14 protein-coding genes are annotated in these 16,758 nt (G+C 71.2%); 7 read left to right on the top strand and 7 right to left on the bottom strand.

Annotated elements, in window-relative coordinates; all coding sequences use genetic code 11:
- Positions 1-61: 61 nt before the first annotated feature.
- Positions 62-721 (bottom strand): C39 family peptidase, encoded by a 660-nt coding sequence (locus tag BUS84_RS10960; RefSeq protein WP_074311069.1) that lies wholly within the window; start codon positions 719-721, stop codon positions 62-64.
- Between the two features lie 753 nt (positions 722-1,474).
- Between BUS84_RS10960 and BUS84_RS10955 the strand changes: the two genes are divergently transcribed.
- Positions 1,475-2,407: a diacylglycerol/lipid kinase family protein gene (locus BUS84_RS10955; protein ID WP_074311067.1), complete on the top strand. Its 933-nt coding sequence runs from the start codon at positions 1,475-1,477 to the stop codon at positions 2,405-2,407.
- A 30-nt stretch (positions 2,408-2,437) separates the two neighbouring features.
- Here BUS84_RS10955 and BUS84_RS10950 read toward each other — a convergent pair whose 3' ends face one another.
- Together BUS84_RS10950 and BUS84_RS10945 are read right to left on the bottom strand one after the other, a co-directional pair.
- Positions 2,438-2,866, bottom strand: coding sequence for a hypothetical protein (locus BUS84_RS10950; protein WP_074311065.1), 429 nt, complete (start codon positions 2,864-2,866; stop codon positions 2,438-2,440).
- 203 nt (positions 2,867-3,069) lie between these two features.
- Positions 3,070-4,950: a Xaa-Pro dipeptidyl-peptidase gene (locus tag BUS84_RS10945; RefSeq protein WP_074311063.1), complete on the bottom strand. Its 1,881-nt coding sequence runs from the start codon at positions 4,948-4,950 to the stop codon at positions 3,070-3,072.
- A gap of 238 nt (positions 4,951-5,188) precedes the next feature.
- Here BUS84_RS10945 and BUS84_RS10940 point away from each other — a divergent pair, with 238 nt between their 5' ends.
- The 3 genes from BUS84_RS10940 (at position 5,189) to BUS84_RS10930 (ending at position 9,841) form a co-directional block, all read left to right on the top strand.
- Positions 5,189-8,542 (top strand): S8 family serine peptidase, encoded by a 3,354-nt coding sequence (locus BUS84_RS10940; RefSeq protein ID WP_143728322.1) that lies wholly within the window; start codon positions 5,189-5,191, stop codon positions 8,540-8,542.
- Positions 8,543-8,675: 133 nt separating this feature from the next.
- The gene (locus tag BUS84_RS10935; protein ID WP_074311061.1) at positions 8,676-9,344 is read left to right on the top strand and encodes a DUF998 domain-containing protein; all 669 of its coding nucleotides are present in this window, start codon (positions 8,676-8,678) and stop codon (positions 9,342-9,344) included.
- Between the two features lie 56 nt (positions 9,345-9,400).
- Complete coding sequence (locus BUS84_RS10930) at positions 9,401-9,841, top strand: DUF1801 domain-containing protein (protein WP_074311059.1); 441 nt, start codon at positions 9,401-9,403, stop codon at positions 9,839-9,841.
- Positions 9,842-9,861: 20 nt separating this feature from the next.
- Here BUS84_RS10930 and BUS84_RS10925 read toward each other — a convergent pair whose 3' ends face one another.
- Positions 9,862-10,362 carry a DUF2231 domain-containing protein gene (locus BUS84_RS10925; RefSeq protein ID WP_074311057.1) on the bottom strand — a complete coding sequence of 167 codons (501 nt, stop codon included), beginning with the start codon at positions 10,360-10,362 and terminating at the stop codon, positions 9,862-9,864.
- A 130-nt stretch (positions 10,363-10,492) separates the two neighbouring features.
- On the opposite strand from BUS84_RS10925, the gene BUS84_RS10920 reads away from it, so the two are divergent.
- Complete coding sequence (locus BUS84_RS10920) at positions 10,493-11,155, top strand: HAD family hydrolase (RefSeq protein WP_074311055.1); 663 nt, start codon at positions 10,493-10,495, stop codon at positions 11,153-11,155.
- Between the two features lie 65 nt (positions 11,156-11,220).
- Here the strand turns inward: BUS84_RS10920 and BUS84_RS10915 are convergent, their stop codons facing one another.
- A complete protein-coding gene (locus BUS84_RS10915) occupies positions 11,221-11,916 on the bottom strand; it encodes a LysE family translocator (protein WP_074311053.1) in 696 nt (231 codons plus the stop codon).
- Positions 11,913-12,659 (bottom strand): metallophosphoesterase, encoded by a 747-nt coding sequence (locus tag BUS84_RS10910; protein ID WP_074311051.1) that lies wholly within the window; start codon positions 12,657-12,659, stop codon positions 11,913-11,915. Before BUS84_RS10910 ends, BUS84_RS10915 begins: the two co-directional genes overlap by 4 nt.
- Positions 12,660-12,748: 89 nt before the next feature.
- On the opposite strand from BUS84_RS10910, the gene BUS84_RS10905 reads away from it, so the two are divergent.
- Positions 12,749-13,354, top strand: coding sequence for a CGNR zinc finger domain-containing protein (locus BUS84_RS10905; protein WP_074311049.1), 606 nt, complete (start codon positions 12,749-12,751; stop codon positions 13,352-13,354).
- A 9-nt stretch (positions 13,355-13,363) separates the two neighbouring features.
- Here BUS84_RS10905 and BUS84_RS10900 read toward each other — a convergent pair whose 3' ends face one another.
- Entirely contained in the window at positions 13,364-14,413 is a 1,050-nt protein-coding gene (locus BUS84_RS10900; RefSeq protein WP_074311047.1) for an SEC-C domain-containing protein, read from the bottom strand.
- Between the two features lie 248 nt (positions 14,414-14,661).
- Between BUS84_RS10900 and BUS84_RS10895 the strand changes: the two genes are divergently transcribed.
- Positions 14,662-16,731: a phosphocholine-specific phospholipase C gene (locus tag BUS84_RS10895; protein ID WP_074311045.1), complete on the top strand. Its 2,070-nt coding sequence runs from the start codon at positions 14,662-14,664 to the stop codon at positions 16,729-16,731.
- The last annotated feature ends 27 nt before the right edge of the window (positions 16,732-16,758 follow it).

Raw genomic sequence — 16,758 nt, 5'->3', positions numbered from 1 at the left:
TCGATGACGACGCCGAAGGGCCGACCCCGGTTGGGGTCGGCCCTTGTCGTTGGTGGGTGTGTCAGGAGGTGGCGTAGCCGCGGGTGGCGATCCAGTCGGCGAGGTGCTCGACGGTGACCTCGTAGGAGGCCATGTTCGGGTCGGCGGAGTCGGCGATCTTCACCACGTTCCCGCCGTCGCGGTAGCCCACGACGCTGATGTAGTGCCCACCCTCGAAGGAGTGCACGCCGCCGTCGGTGTCGGTGGTGGTGCCGGCGATGTTCGCGACCACGGCCCGACCGTCGTCCACGGTGCGCACGACGTCGGCGCGCAGCTTGTCGGTCTGCTTGTCGTCAGCGTTCGAGCCGCTGATCTCGACGGAGTGGTAGGCGTTCTTCTTGCCGGTTTCCTTGTTCAGGACCGGGGTGATGTCGTTGATGGAGTTGGTGCCGGCCTCGGTGGTGCCCATCTCCTTGGCCATGGCGTCGACGCTGATGTCCTTGCCCTGCACGGACAGGGCGTTACGGGCCGCGGCGGGGCCGCAGTAGTAGAAGTTCGGCTGCGCCTCGTAGCGCACGCCGAGCTCCCGCTCGCCGTGACCCTTGCGGTCGGTGTGGGTCTGCGTGGGGGGCTTCGCCTCGGATGCGGCGTAGGCGGCGGTGACGGGGCCGGCGATGGCGCCGCCGGTGAACGCGAGCCCAGCAGCGGTCAGAGCGGTCTTACGAATCAGATCGGTACGCATGATGGCGTGCTCCTCTGCATTGGGGGATACACACGACACACACAAGGGGGCGTGTGCCGCGCGCGAAGAAGTTCAAAGGGGAGACGGCCCGGCGATCCGGGGGGACCTGCTCGGGTGTCCGGGGGGATGTAACCGCGGCGGCCGGCGGGGTGTTCCCGGCGGCTGCCGTGCACTACGGCGGTGAAGCCGCGGTGGTCTGCCGGGTATAACGACCCCGGCCCGCCCCCGATTCCACGCTCAGGGTGGCCCCGCCCACGGGACGGCTGCCCCGGTATCGGACACCGCGCCCAGCCGCGTCGCTCGCGAATCGGACACCAAGTCCTTTACGTCCCAGACCGACCAGCCCCAGATCCGCGCACTTTCCGGGAAACCGCCGCCTCCCGACGCGGCGAGGCCACACTTTCCCGGAAGTTGCGCGGCGGGGAACGCCGACTGCGCGCGCGGGCGCGGGGAAAGTGCGGTCAGCCCCGTGCGTGATACCGCATCTTCGGTGGCATGGAGCTTGATACCTCTGAGGCATCAATATGACTCTGAGGTATGAAGCTCCCTGGTGCGGGTGCCGCCCGTGACCGGCTCAGCGCAGACCTTCGGCCAGGCGGCGGCCAGCGACGGCGGGGTGCGGCACGCATCCGGGCGAACCGGAAATCAAAGTCCATCCGCGTATGGCCCGCGCCGACATGCTACGACCGGTCGACACCGTGCGGTGCGGTGCCGAGGCGTAGCGAATCGGCCGGCTGGGTAACACCGGCGGCCATGAGCATGAGCGCCGCAGCCCCCGCCACGCCCGTGGCCGCCGCCCGGCCGGGCACGGTCGCGGTGGTCGCCCACCGCCGCAAGAGCCTCGGTGGCGGGCTCGACGAATTGCGGGCGACCCTCGCCGGTGCCGGCGTCGATGACCTGCTCTGGTACGAGGTGCCGAAGAGCCGCAAGGCGCCGAAGAAGATCCGCAAGGCGCTGAAGAAGGGCGCTGGATTGGTGTTCGTGTGGGGTGGGGACGGCATGGTGCAGCGCTGCGCGGACACGCTGGCCAGCTCGGGGACCCCGATGGCCATCCTGCCCGCCGGCACCGCGAACCTCTTCGCCGCCAACCTCGGCATCCCGGAGGACCTGGCGGAGGCGGTGCGAATTGGTCTGCACGGCCGGCGGCGCCGGCTGGACCTTGGCCGACTCAACGGCGAGCACTTCGCGGTGATGGCCGGCGCCGGGTTCGACGGCGACCTGATCCGCGAGGCGGACCGGGACCTCAAGAGCCGGCTCGGCCGGCTGGCGTACGTCTGGACGGGGCTGCGGCACGTTCGGGGCGAGCTGGTGCACACGCGGATCCGGGTGGACGGGGTCACCTGGTTCGACGGCGAGGCGAGCTGCGTGCTCTTCGGCAATGTCGGCACGATCACCGGCGGCATCCCGGCCTTCGACGACGCCCGCCCGGACGACGGCTGCCTGGAGGTGGGCGTGTCAACCGCGAGCGGGGCGATCGACTGGGCCCGCACCCTCGGCCGGATGGCCGCCGGCCGCTCGACGGACTCGCCCTTTGTCCGGATCACCCGGGGCCGCCGGGTGCGTGTCCGCTTCGCGGCGCCGCGGATGTACGAGCTCGACGGTGGCGCGCGTACCGCGGTCGGGAAGCTCAAGGTGCGCTCGGTGCCCGGCGCGCTCACCGTCTGCTGCCCCGATCCGCCCGCCTGACCGACCGGGACCGACGCGTCTGAGCGGCGGTCAGGTCTTCCGGGGCGTACGCCGGTTGCCGAACGACTCCATGGTGGTCGCCTTCTTGGCCGGCGCCTTGGTGGCGGACGTGGTGCGGGCCCGGGCCGACGCGGCCTTCTTCGCGGGCGCCTTCTTGTACGCGGCCCTCGTCGCGGGCGCCTTCTTCGGCGGAGCGTTCTTGGCGGTGGCCGCCTTCGCCGTCGGCCTGCGGGTGGGCGTCGCCGTGGTGGCGGAGGTGTCCTTCTTTTGCGCGACGCGGGGCGTGGTGGTCTTGGGCTTCTCGCCGGCCGCCTTGGCCGCGCTCGCGCCGGTGGCCCGCTTCGTGGCGGTGGCGACCTTCTTCGCCGCGACCTTCCGGCTCGGCGGCATCGTCTTCGCCTCGGTGGCCTTGGCCGGCCCGGCCGACCTGCGCGCCGGGGTGATCGTCTTGCGTGTCATCCTCGCTCCTCCTCGGGTAACGCCGGCGTCGCCAGCACTGCCGGGCGGCAGGTGTCGGCGGGCCGCCCGGCCCGATCGGCGAGGTCTTCCCGCGCCCCCGCCCGCCAAACCCCGGACGGAAGGGGAGGGGCCAGGGGCGGCCGGAACGCGCGGGTGGGGCGGCCCGAAACGTCGGACCGCCCCACCCGCGTGGGAACAGTGGCTCAGAACCCGAGTACGGCGCGACCCCCGACCACCGGCAGCCGCAGTTCGCTGTCGTTCGGCGCGACCCGCAGCTCGGTGCCACCCAGCGGCAGCAGGGTGTACTCCTGATCGCTGGAGAAGACGACCACGCCGATCCGGTGGCCCGTCGGGAAGATGTAGTCCTTCGGCTCCAGGGTCCACCGGTAGTCGTACAGCTTGCCCTGCTTCACCGGCTCGGTGCGGGCCGGGCCCTTGCGGTTCTGCGGGTCCATCCAGCCCCGGGTCACCACGGTCGGCGCGGCGGTCGAGCCGGCCGGACCGTAGTCGACCAGGTACGCGGTGAGGTTCGCGTCCGGCTTGTTGTCGATCGCCATCCGCAGCCGCATTTCCGGGCGCCCGGAGATGCGGACGTTCTGGGTCAGCACGGGGGAGCGGTAGGCGAGTCGGTTCGGGCTGGCGGTGTCCGGATTGGCCACCAGGGTGTCCGGGTGGATGGTTCGGCCCTCGTCGACGAAGCCCTGCTGGACCCGGGCCTTCGGCGGCTTACCCGTGGTGAGCGCCCCCGGGGAGGTCGCGTCGGTGGCGGCGAACCTCAGCCCGACCGTACGGGCGGCCGGGTCCGGCCAGTTGGCGTACGTGGTGTAGGCCCGGTCCTCCCGCTGCAGCACCGCGGTCGGCTCGTCCATGATTCCGTTGCGCACGTTCCACAGCCAGAAGTCGAACCAGCGGTTCTCGGTCTGCTTGTACGTCCACGTCCGACCGTCCGGCAGGGTCACCGACGCGCTGCTGCCCGGGCCACCGTGCCCGCCCTGGTGCAGCCAGATCTTGCGCGGTACGTCGCGCTTGGCGAGCTCGTCCCACCAGCCGGCGAAGTGCTCGGTCTTCACGTTCCAGTCGTTGAGGCCGTGCACGACGAAGACGCTCGCCTCCACGTCCCGGGCGTCGAGGTAGTCGCGGTCCTGCCAGAACTTCGAGTAGTCGCCGGTGACCCGGTCCTGCTCCTCGGTGATCTTCGCGATCTCGTCGGCGCAGGGCCCCTCGGCCCGTGCCTGCCCGGCCGTGTACTGGGCCAGGATGTCGGTGTCCTCGCCCTGGAACGTCCCGGGGGCGACGACCAGGCCGTTGGCCCGGTAGTAGTCGTACCAGCTGCTGATCGCGGAGACCGGCACGATGGTCTTGAGGCCCCGGACGCCGGTGGTGGCCACCTGGTTGGGCAGCGTCCCGTTGTAGGAGACGCCGGTCATACCGACCGCGCCGGTGGTCCAGCCGGCGGTGACCGGGGCGCCGTTCGCGTCGTACCCCTTCGCCCGGCCGTTCAGCCAGTCGATGACCGCCTTGGTGCCGAGCGTCTCGGCCTGGTCGCCGCTGGTCGGGCAGCCGTCCGAGTCGCCGGTGCCGACGCTCTGACCGAGCACCACCGCGTACCCCCGCGGCACGTAGTAGTCGTCCAGCGAGCCGGGCAGATTCGCCTTCGCCTGCGCCCGCTGCGCTTCCGCGTCGAGCGCCCGGCGCCCGGAGCGGTCGGTCAAGCCGTTCTGCGGCAGGTCGTCGACCAGCACGCTCGGGTAGGGCACGTCGCCCCAGGTGCCCTTGCGGTACGGGCTGTGCTCGAAGATGACCGGCACCTTGAAGCCCTGGGTGGCGGTCTCCCGGGGCCGGGAGATGTCGATCGCCACCCGGTCGAGGTGACCGTCGTGGTCGGTGTCCACCGGGGTCTGGACGAAGACCCGCTCCTCGATCGCGTCGGCGAGTGAGAACACCGGTTGGGTCATGCCGTCGCTGACCACGATGCCGGTCGGTGCGGGCGCCGCGGGCGGAGCCGCCGCCGCCGCCGGTGCTGCGCTCAACAGCAGTGCGCCGGACACACCGACGCCGAGTAGTGCCAAGGGGGTTCGACGCATGCGCGTTTCCCTTCGGTCGGGCTGGTCGCCGGGGGTCGGCCGAGGTGGATCCGGAAGATCCATTCTGCACATGCTAGGTCCGGGCCGACGTTACGTCGATCCCTGCGAGTAGGGATGTGAGCCTCTCCGCCTGCGGTGAAAGCGCCGCCGGAGACCGCGAAAACCGCGCATACACACATATGATCTTGCGGTCAGGCCGCGCCACGGGCGCGTCCGTCCACACCAAACAAGGAGCAAGATGCTCAGGAAAACGCGGTGGCTGCTGGCCGTCGCCGTCACGGCCACGGCACTGACCGCCGTGCCGGGCGGTTCCGCCACGGCCGGCCCCAGCGGTGCCACCCTGACGGCCGCCCCCGGCGGCTCGCTCGACGACAAGACGCACACCGTCACCCTGCTGACCGGCGACGTGGTGACCGTACGAAGCACCGGAACGGGATGCCCGCAGGCCACGGTGCAACCGGCAGACCCGAACGCGGTGATCCGACAGACCTGCGGTCCGGACGGCCACCTGCATGTCGTCCCCGCGCGCGTCGCGTCCCAGATCGGCTCGATCCTCGACCCCGACCTCTTCGACGTCACCACGCTGATCGCGGACGGCTACGACGACGAGAACACCTCGCAGCTGCCGGTCATCGTGCAGCCCGCCACCGCCTCCGCCCGGGTGGCCGCGCTCAGTGACGTGCTCACGCTGCCCAGCATCGGCGCCGTCGCCGGCCACGTACCCAAGAAGAGCCCGGCCACCGCCAAGCTGGCGACGAACTCGCTGCTCGCCGGTGCCAGGAAGGTCTGGCTCGACCGCAAGGTCCGCGCCACCGCGCTGACCGGCGGCGCCCAGCATGGTGACCTGGACCGCAACCTGGGCCAGATCGCCGCGCCCGACGCCTGGAAGGCCGGGTACACCGGCAAGGGGGTCCGCGTCGCGGTGCTCGACACCGGCGCCGACTTCACCCACCCTGACCTGGTCGGCCGGGTCGTCGAACGGGCCGACTTCACCGCCGAGGGTGGCGACGCCGTCGACCACAACGGCCACGGTACGCACGTCGCGTCGACCATCGCCGGCACCGGCGCTGCCGCTCGCGGCCAGCGTCGCGGCGTTGCGCCGGACGCCCAGCTGGTGATCGGGAAGGTCCTCGACGACCACGGCTCCGGTGCGGACTCCGGAATCATCGCCGGCATGGAGTGGGCTGCCAGCCGGGCCGATGTCATCAACATGAGCCTCGGCGGCAGCGATCCGGACGACGGCACCAACCCGCTCTCACTCGCCGTCGACGGGCTGAGCAAGCAGACCGGAGCGCTCTTCGTCATCTCCGCCGGCAACAGCGGCGGCGCTATCTCCTCGCCCGGCTCCGCAGCCAGCGCACTGACCGTCGGCGCCGTCGACCGCAACGACAAGCTCGCCGACTTCTCCAGCCGTGGACCACTGGTCACCAGCAACGTGGCCAAGCCCGAACTGGTCGCGCCCGGTGTCGACATCGTCGCCGCCCGGGCCGCCGGCACCAACCTGCAGGACCCGATCGACCAGTACTACGAGGGCTCGACCGGCACCTCGATGGCCGCGCCACACGTGGCCGGTGCCGCCGCGCTGCTCGCCCAGCGGCACCCGGACTGGACCGGTGAGCAGCTCAAGGCCGCGCTCGTCGGTGCCGCCGACCCGCTGACCGGCGTCGACCCGTACGCCGTCGGGGCCGGTCGGCTCAACGCGGCCCGGGCGCTGGGCGGCCCGGTCAGCAACCAGCCGGTGGTCAACCTCGGCACCTTCGCGTACCCGCAGGGCGGCACCAGCGAGACGAAGCTGAGCTGGACCGGCGCGCCGACCTCGGCGACGACCATCCTCGACCTCGACCTGACGGTGGTCAACCACGACGGGCAGTCGGTACCGCGTGGCGCGGTGTCGCTCTCGACGACCCGGCTGACGCTGAAGCGGGGCACAACCGCAGGAGCGACGCTCCGGTTCAACCACGCGGCGCTGGCAAGCCGGCCGGGCTTCTACCTGGCCACCGTCACCGCCCGCGCCCCCGGCCGCAAGCTGGTCACGACCACTCCGGTGAGCTTCTACGTCGAGGTGCCCAGCTACGACCTGACGATCCGCACGAAGCCCCTGGCCGGCCTGAAGGAGGGCGCGGAGAGCTGGATCAACATCCTGATCACCAACCTCACCGACCCGGTGATCTACTACGGTGGCCTCGGCGGTGCGCCCGGAGACACCTTCACCACGCGGGTACCGGCCGGCCGGTACGCGATCCTCGGCTCCTCCGTCGCCTACTACGTCGACAGTGACGTGCTGGAGACGACGCTCGTCGGTGAGACCGACCTGAACGTGAACGGCGCGCGGAGCGTGACGCTCGACCCGGCGCGAGCCAGGCCGGTGACGGCGACGGTCGACGGAGTCGCCACCGAGCCCACCCGGGTCGACCTCACCAGTCTCCAGACCGCGCCGAACGGCCTGTCCTGGTGGAACCAGATCAGCGGGTACGGGGGCGCGACGACCGTCCGCACCTCTCCACTGCCGAAGCCCGGCATCGGATCGCGGCGCACCTGGGCGGCCGTCAACCTGGACTCGCCGGCCGGCACGGCCGAGCCGTACCGCTACAACCTGGTTCACGAGTACGCGAACGGCGTGCCGGCCGATCCCGCGTACCGGGTGACCGTTGCGGAGCAGGCGAAGCTGGCCCGGATCGACGAGCGGTTCCACCAGATGGACTCGCCGGGGATGGTCACCCAGTTGGTCCGCACCGGCCTCACTCCCGACGGGGTGGGCGTGACCCAGACCCACGAGGGGAACCTGCCGCCGTACCGCACCGACTACCTCTCGCCCGGCATTGTCTGGGCCGACGAGGGCGTCTACGGTGGCCTGTCGGCCCAGGAGGCGCCCCGCAGCTACCAGCCGGGCAGCCGGCAGTCCAAGATCTGGGCGCGGCAGCCCCTGCACTCCGGCTGGTACGACGATCCGGCCGGCGCCGATTGGAGCTGTGCCACCCCACCGTCGCGGACGCGGGGCAACCTGCACGTCGACCTGGCGTCGCTCGTCGACCAGCACCAGCGCGCCGACTGCCTCCAGGGCAGCGCGATCGGCGTGAAGCGCACGCTGTCGCTGTACCGCAACGGCAAGCTGGTCGAGGAGCGGGACCGCCCGCTCGCCGACTTCACCGTCCCGCAGCAGATGGCGGACTACCGGCTGACCCTCGATGTCGACACGAGCCTGATCCTGCCGATCTCGACCAAGGTCAACACCTCGTGGACGTTCCGGTCCGCCGGGCCGGACGGGACCGCAAGCGTGCCGTTGCCGTTGCTCGCGGTCGACTACGCCCTGCCGATGGACACCAACAACCACGCCACCGGGGGAACGGCGGAGTTCGCCGTTCGTCAGGCGCACGGCGTCAAGCCGCAGAGGGTGACCTCGTTCCAGGTCTGGACCTCGACGGACGACGGTGCCACCTGGAAGACGGCCCGGGTCACCAGCGCCGGGGACAGCTACCGGGCCGAACTGCCGACCGCCGCCGCCGGGAAGCCCGTCTCGCTGCGGGTGACGGCTGCCGCGAACGGCGGTAGTGGTATCGACCAGACCATCATCCGGGCGTACAACGCCGGCTGATCGTCACCGGAGCTGGTGCGGCCCGGCCCTCCGCCGGGCCGCACCAGCATCCCCGACCGGCCGCTGGTGTCGATCCCGCCGTGCCTCGTTCGTCGTGACGGTAGAACGTGACGCCGACACGAGAGGCACGCCCATGACGTCCCTGACCACCGTCCCCGAGGGGGCAACGTCAATCCGACCGCACCGAACCCGGTACCTGCTGCTGTGCGGCACGGTCGCCGGTGTTCTCTTTCCGGCCCTGTCGTTCGGGCAGGCCTTCACCAGATCCGGGTTCGACCTGCGCCGCCACGCGCTGAGCTCACTCACCCTCGGTGACCTCGGCTGGTTGCAGGTCGTCGCGTTCGTGGGCACCGGCCTGCTGGCCGTCGCCTTCGCGGTCGGCCTGTGGCGGGCGCTGCGCCCGGGCCGGGCCGGCACGGTCGGGCCGGTGCTGGTCGCCGTCTACGGGGTGGCGATGGTCGGTGGCGGCATCTTCGTGCCCGACCCCGCGTTCGGCTGGCCGTCGGGTGCCCCGGCGGGGCTTCCCGCGCAGGCCAGCACGGGCAGCATCCTGCACACGGTCTGCGGCGCCGCGGCGTTCCTGTCGCTGATAGCGGCCGGTCTGCTGTTCGCCCGGCGGTTCGCCGGGCAGGGGCGGCGGGGCTGGGCGATCTACAGCGCCGCCAGCGGTGCCGTCGCGTTCGTGCTCACCGCCCTGCCCTGGAGCGAGGAGAGCGTGAGCATCCGCTTCGCCGTCGGAGCGGTGCTCATCTCGGGTTGGCTCGTCGCCCTCTCCTGGCGAGCGCGTGCGGATCTGGCCTGATCAGGGCGGGACCGGCGTGGCGCCTCCTCGTCGTACTGGCGTGAGAGCATCCCGTCATGGCGACTCCGAAAGAGCCGGTTACGGTCCCGACCGAGGTCAGCGTCGACGATTTCCTGGCCGCGGTTCCCGATGAGCGTCGGCGGGCCGACGCTGGGCGGCTCCGCGCGATCATGGGCGAGGTGACCGGCGAGCCGGCGGTGCTGTGGGGTCCGAGCATCGTCGGCTTCGGCAGCTACCACTACACCTACGACAGCGGGCGTACGGGCGACGCCCCACTGGTGAGTTTCTCACCGCGCAAACAGCACCTCGTCGTCTACCTGATGGGCGGGTTCGAGGATCGGTACGGCCGGATCCTCGAACGGCTCGGCCCACACCGCGCCGGAAAGGGATGCCTCTACCTGAAGCGGCTCGACACCGTCGACGAGAGCGCGCTGCGCGAGCTGATCGAGCGCACCGCGCGGGTGCACCAGGGCGTCGACCGGGCCAGCCGACGCTGACCCTGCACCGCCTGGTCCGGTCACTGACCGGTCCAGACCGCCTTCGCGCCGGAGTCGCCGGTGCGGACCACGTAGTACAGGGCGACGCCCGCGGCCACCAGCGACAACACCTGCAACGACAGGGTCAGCGCCCGGCTGGTTCCGCCGCCTCCGGTCGCGCTCGCCTCGGCTGCACGGGGCGGGACGAACCAGAGCAGTGCCAGTGCCACGATCGCCAGCCCGATGGTGGCCCAGAGCGTGATGTCGCCGAACTGCTGGTGGGCCTCGATCGTTGGGACGAACTCTGGGGTGACCCGGTTCGCGGCCCGCATGCGCTCGAAGAAGGCGTCACCGGAGAGCTTCGCCAGCAGCGCGGCGAGCGGTGCGCCCAGGGCGAGCAGCCCCAGCACCCAGCGGGTGTGCGGCCGCACCGGCGCGACGAGCGCGTAGGCGACCGCCAGGAGGGCCAGTAGCGGCACGAACACGACCGCGGCGTGCAGCACGAGAGGATGAGCGGGGATGCCCATGAACTCCTCGAACATCGGCGTCTCCTCCGGCGATGGCGGGCGGACCGTGATCGTCCAGGGATGGACGCTATCGGTACCGGCCGGGCGTGTCAGCCCCCGGTCCGCGAGCGCTTCGGCGGTCAGCGGCGACGGGTAGGGTGCGACGGTGCTCAAGGGCCTGCTGCTCGACTTCTACGGCACGGTGGTCGAGGACGACGACGCCATGATGGCCGAGATCGCCGACCAGGTGGCCGCTCGCGCATCGGTGCCGGTCTCCGGCCGCGATGTCGTCACGGCCTGGGGAGCGGAGTTCGAGGCTGTCGCCTCCGGGCCGCGGTTCCGCTCGTTGCGGGACAGCGCGATGTCCAGCCTCGCCTCGGTGATGGCCGAGGTCGGCTGCGTCGGTGACCCGGCGCATCTGTGCGCGGCGCAGTTCAGGTACTGGCGATCGCCACCGCTGCGGCCCGGCACCCGCGAGTTCCTGTCCCGCGTCACCGTGCCGATCTGCCTGGTGTCCGATGTCGACGGCGACGATCTGGAGGCAGCGGTGGCGCATCACGGCCTGGCCTTCACGGCGGTCGTGACCAGCGAGGCCGCCCGCGCGTACAAGCCGGACCGGGCCATGTTCCGCCGGGCGCTCGCCGCGCTTGAGCTGGAGGCGCACGAGGTGCTGCACGTCGGTGACTCGCTCACCGCCGACGTGGGTGGGGCGCACGCGGCGGGCATCCGGTCCGTGTGGGTCAACCACCGGGGGCAGACCGCGCCGCGCGATGTCCCGGTCGCGTACGAGATCGCCGACCTGTCCGAGCTGGCCGAGATCCTCCGATAGCGCCCGTCCGGTCGGCAACAGTCGTGGCCGGCGCGACGCCGGTGCTCAGTCGGCGGGCACTCGGCTCAGGTCACCACGGACCGCACACCGAGGCCGAGCAGGATCACGCCGGTCAGCCGATCGAGCATGCGTCGAATGCTGGCCGTGCGGAGCAGCCGGGCGGCGGCACCGGAGACGGCGGTCCATCCCGCGAGCCAGCAGGTGTGCAGCGCGGCGTGCGTCGTGGCGAGAAGCAACATCGGCACCAGCACCGGTCGGCCCGGTTCGAGGAACTGCGGTGCGAGGGTGAGGTAGACGGCGGCCGCCTTGGGATTCAGGACATTGCCCAGCAGTCCCTGAAGGTAGGGATGGTGCACGCGCCACGGCAGCCTCCGGGCGCGGACCGGAGCCGGCCGGCCCGCCGCGGCCGTCGGCGTCGCCTCCGCCGCGGCCACGTCCGACGCCCCTGAACTGGTCGCCGTGCGGCGGTAGGTCGCGGACCAGAGAAGCCAGAGCCCGAGCCCGATCAGGTAGGCGGCACCGACCAGCTTGACGACCCAGAACACCTGCGACGAGCGAAGCAACAGCGCGGCCAGGCCGGCGGCGGCCAGGGTGGCATGCACGTAGATCCCGGTGACCGTACCCAGGATCACCCACCACCCCTGCCGCCGCCCGCCGGTAGCCACCCGTGAGACGACCAGCGTCATGCTCGTTCCCGGCGTGGTGGTGATCGGCGCGACGGCGGCCAGGAAGCCGAGCACCGCGACCCCGTGCGTGCTCATACCACCACCCGGTAGTGGGTCGTGAGCAGTCCACTGTCGTCGTACACGTGGAATGCGATGCCGGGCGGCTGGGTCTGGGTGGTCAACGGTCCCTCGCCCTCCCAGGGCATCCGAAGGGTGGAGACCACGCCCGGCGCGATCCGCACCGGGCGGCCGGCGAAGGTGCTCGCGGCGGCGGTGTGGAAATGCCCGGTGAGCACGGCGACGACCTGCGGGTGGGCGTTGACCAGGTCGGCCAGGGGGTCGGCGGGCAGTAGCCGCATCGGGTCGATGACCGGGTGGCGCAGCACGACCGGCGGGTGATGGAAGGCGATGAACGTCGGCGTCTCGGCCGGCACCGAGCCCAGTTCGTCGGCGAGCCACGTCACGGTCTCCTCGTCCAGGTGGCCGTCGTCCTGGCCGGGCACGGAGGAGTCGGCGAGGAGGAAGACCGCGCCGGCCACGTCGTACCGGGTGTTGATCGGGCCGGTGCAGCCACCGCCGTCGCCGAGCAGACCCTTGCGGTACGCGTCGCGCACATCGTGGTTGCCGGGACAGATCATGACCGGAAGCGGGGAGTCGAAGAGCCTCGCGGCGGTCTCGTATTCGGCCACCTCGCCATGGTCGGCGATGTCCCCGGTGATCAGGATCGCGTCGACCGGTCGTGGCAGGGCGTGCAGGTGGTCCATCACCCGTGCGGTCCGTTCGGCCGATCGGGGGTGATGGTCGATGTGAGTGTCACTGACGTGCGCGATGACCAACACGACGACCCCTAATGGTTACCGACGGAAAAGGCATTAGGGAAGCTACACTGGGCGGCGCCGGCCACACAAGCCAGAACAGGAGGGGACCGATGTCAGCCCAGCTCGCGCTCGCCCTGGTCAGCACGATTCGACACGACGGCAACGGCGGCGTCGCCGATGACCTCGCCGACCTCGCCGGCTTGACTGCCTGGCTCAATGAGCAGGCCGAGCCACTGCGGGAGTACGTGGGCGGGTTCGAGATTCGTGGCGGCGTGGTCGACGAGCGGACCCGGCGCGACGTGGTGGCGGTGCGCCGCGCCGCGCGTACCCTCTTCGCGGTGGCGGTCCGCCCGGGCCCGCCGAGCCGCGCCGACTCCGCCTCGCTGCTGCCTCCACAGGAGGCGGTCGCCCGGCTCAACCAGGCCGCCGGGGCGTTGCCGGTCCGGCCGTTGCTGAGCTGGGCGGAGGAGGACACGCCGTCCCTCGCCTGGCGCGGCGAAGCGGCTGACACGCGGCTGGCGATCACCGCGGGGCTGGCACGTGCCGCCATCGAGTTCATCGCCGGTCCGGCCCGCGGCCTGTTGCGGGCCTGCCCCGCGCCACGCTGCGTACGCTACTTCGTCAAGGACCACCCGCGTCAGGAATGGTGCAAGCCCTCGTGCGGCAACCGTGCCCGCGTCGCCCGCCACTACCAGCGGCACGCCACAGGTCGATAGCTGCCGCGATCAGCTACGGGAGCGTGGCAGGCAGTCCTTCTTGTACTTCAGGCCCGACCCGCACCAACAGGGGTCGTTGCGCTCCGGTGGCCAGGGAATTCGCGCCTCGGGTCGGGCCGCGAGCTCGCCGGCGTAGCCGGCCCGGGTCTGCGGGTCGGTCGGATCGCCGTTGCGTCGGTTGGCATGGGCGTCCAGGCCGGCCACCGTCGCGGTGAGTACGCCCAGACCGGTCCCGCCGGCGTTCGCCAGCCGGACCAGCGCCTTCTCCAGCCGGGCCCGGTGCGCGTCCCAGTCCGGCCCGTACACCTCGGTCAGGTCGGGGTGTTCGGCCAGTAGGCGGTCGAACTCGGCCCTGGGCCAGAAGAGCAGGTCCGACTGGTCACCCTCCCGCTGCGCCGCCCGACGGACGAGCTGCGACTCCAGCCGGTCCGCCAGATCGTCGTGGCGGTCGTGCGGCAGGTTGAGGTCCCGGCGTACCCGGTGTCGCTGTTGCAGCAGGAAGAAGAGGACACCGGGCGATTCCGGCGGGCCGACCTCGACCGCGGGCTCGACGGCGGTGATGGCCTGCGCCGGTGCTCCGGCGGCGGCGGCGCGCTCGCCGAGCAGGGTGTCGACCGCCTCGCTCAACCACCTCTCCGCGATCGCCGAACGACCACCGGAGTCCAGCGCCGCGCTCACGTACGCGGGGGCGTCGGGCTGAACGAGCAGGAGCGGGCGAAGCGCGGTCAGCTCCGCCATCGCCTCGTCCTCCCGGCCGGCGGCCTGGAACAGGGTCCGGGCCCGCAACGCTCGGGCGAACCCGGCCCGGGGGTCGTCCCCCGACGGGTACGCCGCCAGGGCACGTTCCGCGTACCGGAGCGCGGCATCTGATCTTCCCCGGATCTCGGCGATCTCGGCGGCCAGGGTCAGCACGTCCCCGGCGTCGTCCGGATCATCCAGCCGGTCCTGCTCCACCGCCTCGGCGATCTCGGCGGCGACACCGAGCGGGTTGGCCATCCCGAGCGCCGAGCGGCGAAGTTCGGCGAGGTCGGCCTTGGTGAGTATGTCTTTCGTCGGCACGATCTCACGCTACGTCGGGGTGCTCCCGGTGTGCCGGCAGATCAGCTGTAACGCCCCTCTCACGCCGCTCCCGGTGAACATGATGTTCATTGCTGCGGCCAGGGTCCCGCTGACCCTCGGCGGACCGTTGGGCCCGACGCCCGTCGTCGAGAGGTCGCAAGATCAACCAATCATGGTCATCTGCCGTCAACCCGTCGTCGGTAGCGTCCGGTCGCCAGTTACTCGGAACACCGCACAAAGGGTGAGCTATGGGCATGGTGGATCGGCGTACATTTCTCAAGGCGATGGGCGTCCCGGCGATCGGCGCGGCGCTTCCGCTGGACCTCAGCAAGGCGCTCGCCATCCCGGCGAACAACAAGACGGGCTCGATCAACGACGTCGAGCACGTCATCATCCTGATGCAGGAGAACCGCTCCTTCGACCACTACTTCGGCACGCTGCAGGGTGTGCGCGGTTTCGGGGACCCGCATCCGGCGACGCTGCCGTCCGGTAAGGACGTGTGGCACCAGGCCGACGGGGCCGACGAGCTGCTGCCGTTCCGCCCCGAGGTGAAAGACCTCGGCCAGACCTTCCTACCGGACCCGCCGCACGGCTGGAACGACGGGCACGCGGCCTGGAACGACGGTCGGTTCGACCAGTGGGTGCCCAACAAGGGCGTCACCGCGATGACCTACCACACGCGCCAGGACCTGCCCTACCACTTCGCGCTCGCCGACGCCTTCACGGTCTGCGACAACTACCACTGCTCGCTGATGGGGCCGACGGACCCCAACCGCTACCACATGTGGAGCGGCTGGGTCGGCAACGACGGCAAGGCCGGGGGACCGGTCATCACCAACGCCGAGGCGGGCTACGACTGGTCGACCTACCCGGAGCGGCTGGAGCGCAACGGCATCTCCTGGAAGATCTACCAGGACATCGGCGCCGGTCTCAACGCCGCCGGCTCCTGGGGCTGGACCAACGACCCGTACATCGGCAACTACGGCGACAACTCGCTGCTCTACTTCCACCAGTACCAGAACGCGCAGCCCGGAACGCCCCTGGCGGACAAGGCCAAGACCGGCACCGAGATCAGGACCCAGGGCCGCAGCCCCGACGCGTTGCTCGCCGACTTCCGGGCCGACGTCGAGGCTGGCCGCCTGCCGGAGGTCTCGTGGATCACCGCGCCGGAGGCCTACACCGAGCACCCGAACTGGGAGCCGGCCTACGGCGCCTGGTACATCTCGCAGGTCATCGACATCCTCGCGTCGAACCCCGAGGTGTGGAGCAAGATGGCGCTCTTCATCACGTACGACGAGGAGGGCGGGTTCTTCGACCACGTGGTCCCGCCGACGCCCCCGCAGACGCGTGCCCACGGGTTGTCGACCGTACCGACCACCAACGAGATCTTCCCCGGCGACGGCGATCACCCGGCCGGCCCGTACGGCCTCGGCATCCGGGTACCGATGGTCATCGTCTCGCCGTGGACGCGCGGCGGCTGGGTCAACTCCCAGGTGTTCGACCACACCTCGCTGATCAAGTTCCTCGAGGCGCGGTTCGGGCACGGCCGCAAGGACCTGATCGAATCGAACATCACCCCGTGGCGGCGCGCCGTCGTCGGTGACCTGACCACGGCCTTCGACTTCCGGCACCCGAACCGGTCGCACCAGGTCACGCTGCCCGACACCGACGACTTCAAGCCCGAGGACCTGGTGCGGCACCCCGACGAGGTGCCGGTCCCGCCGGTCGACCAGCGGCTGCCGAAGCAGGAGCGCGGGGTGCGGCCCGCGCGGGCGATCCCGTACACCCTGCACGCCGACGGTCGTGCCGGTGACGGCTCGTTCCGGATCGACTTCCGCAACGCCGGCAGCGCCGGCGCGGTCTTCCAGGTACGCGAGGCCGGCAGCGCGGACGTGCCCCGCAGCTACACCGTGGAACCGGGCAAGCACCTGACGGACACCTGGGAGGTCGGGTCCGGCCACGACCTGGCGGTCCACGGGCCGAACGGCTTCTTCCGCCGGTTCACAAGCGGCCGGTCGAATCTCGACATCACCGCCTCCTACGACCAGCGGGACTACAAGGCGGTCCTCACGCTCAAGAACCGCGCCTCGAAGCGGGTCGAGGTGACCGTCCGGGACGGGTACAACTCCCGTCCGGTCACGGTGTCGCTGCGCCCGGGGGAGTCCGAGCGAGCACAGTGGACGCTCGCCCGCACGCACGGCTGGTACGACCTGACCGTCACCGTCGCGGATGACGCCGGCTTCGCGTACCGCTACGCCGGCCACGTCGAGAACGGCAAGGACAGCATCAGCGACCCGTCCCTCGGCGGGCTCGTCTAGGCGGTTCCGGGGTCGAGGGACAACGTC

It is taken from the genome of Micromonospora cremea, from assembly GCF_900143515.1.
Lineage (GTDB): Bacteria > Actinomycetota > Actinomycetes > Mycobacteriales > Micromonosporaceae > Micromonospora > Micromonospora cremea.
Note: the sequence above shows the minus strand (reverse complement) of the source record. Positions and strands in the feature narration are given on the sequence as shown.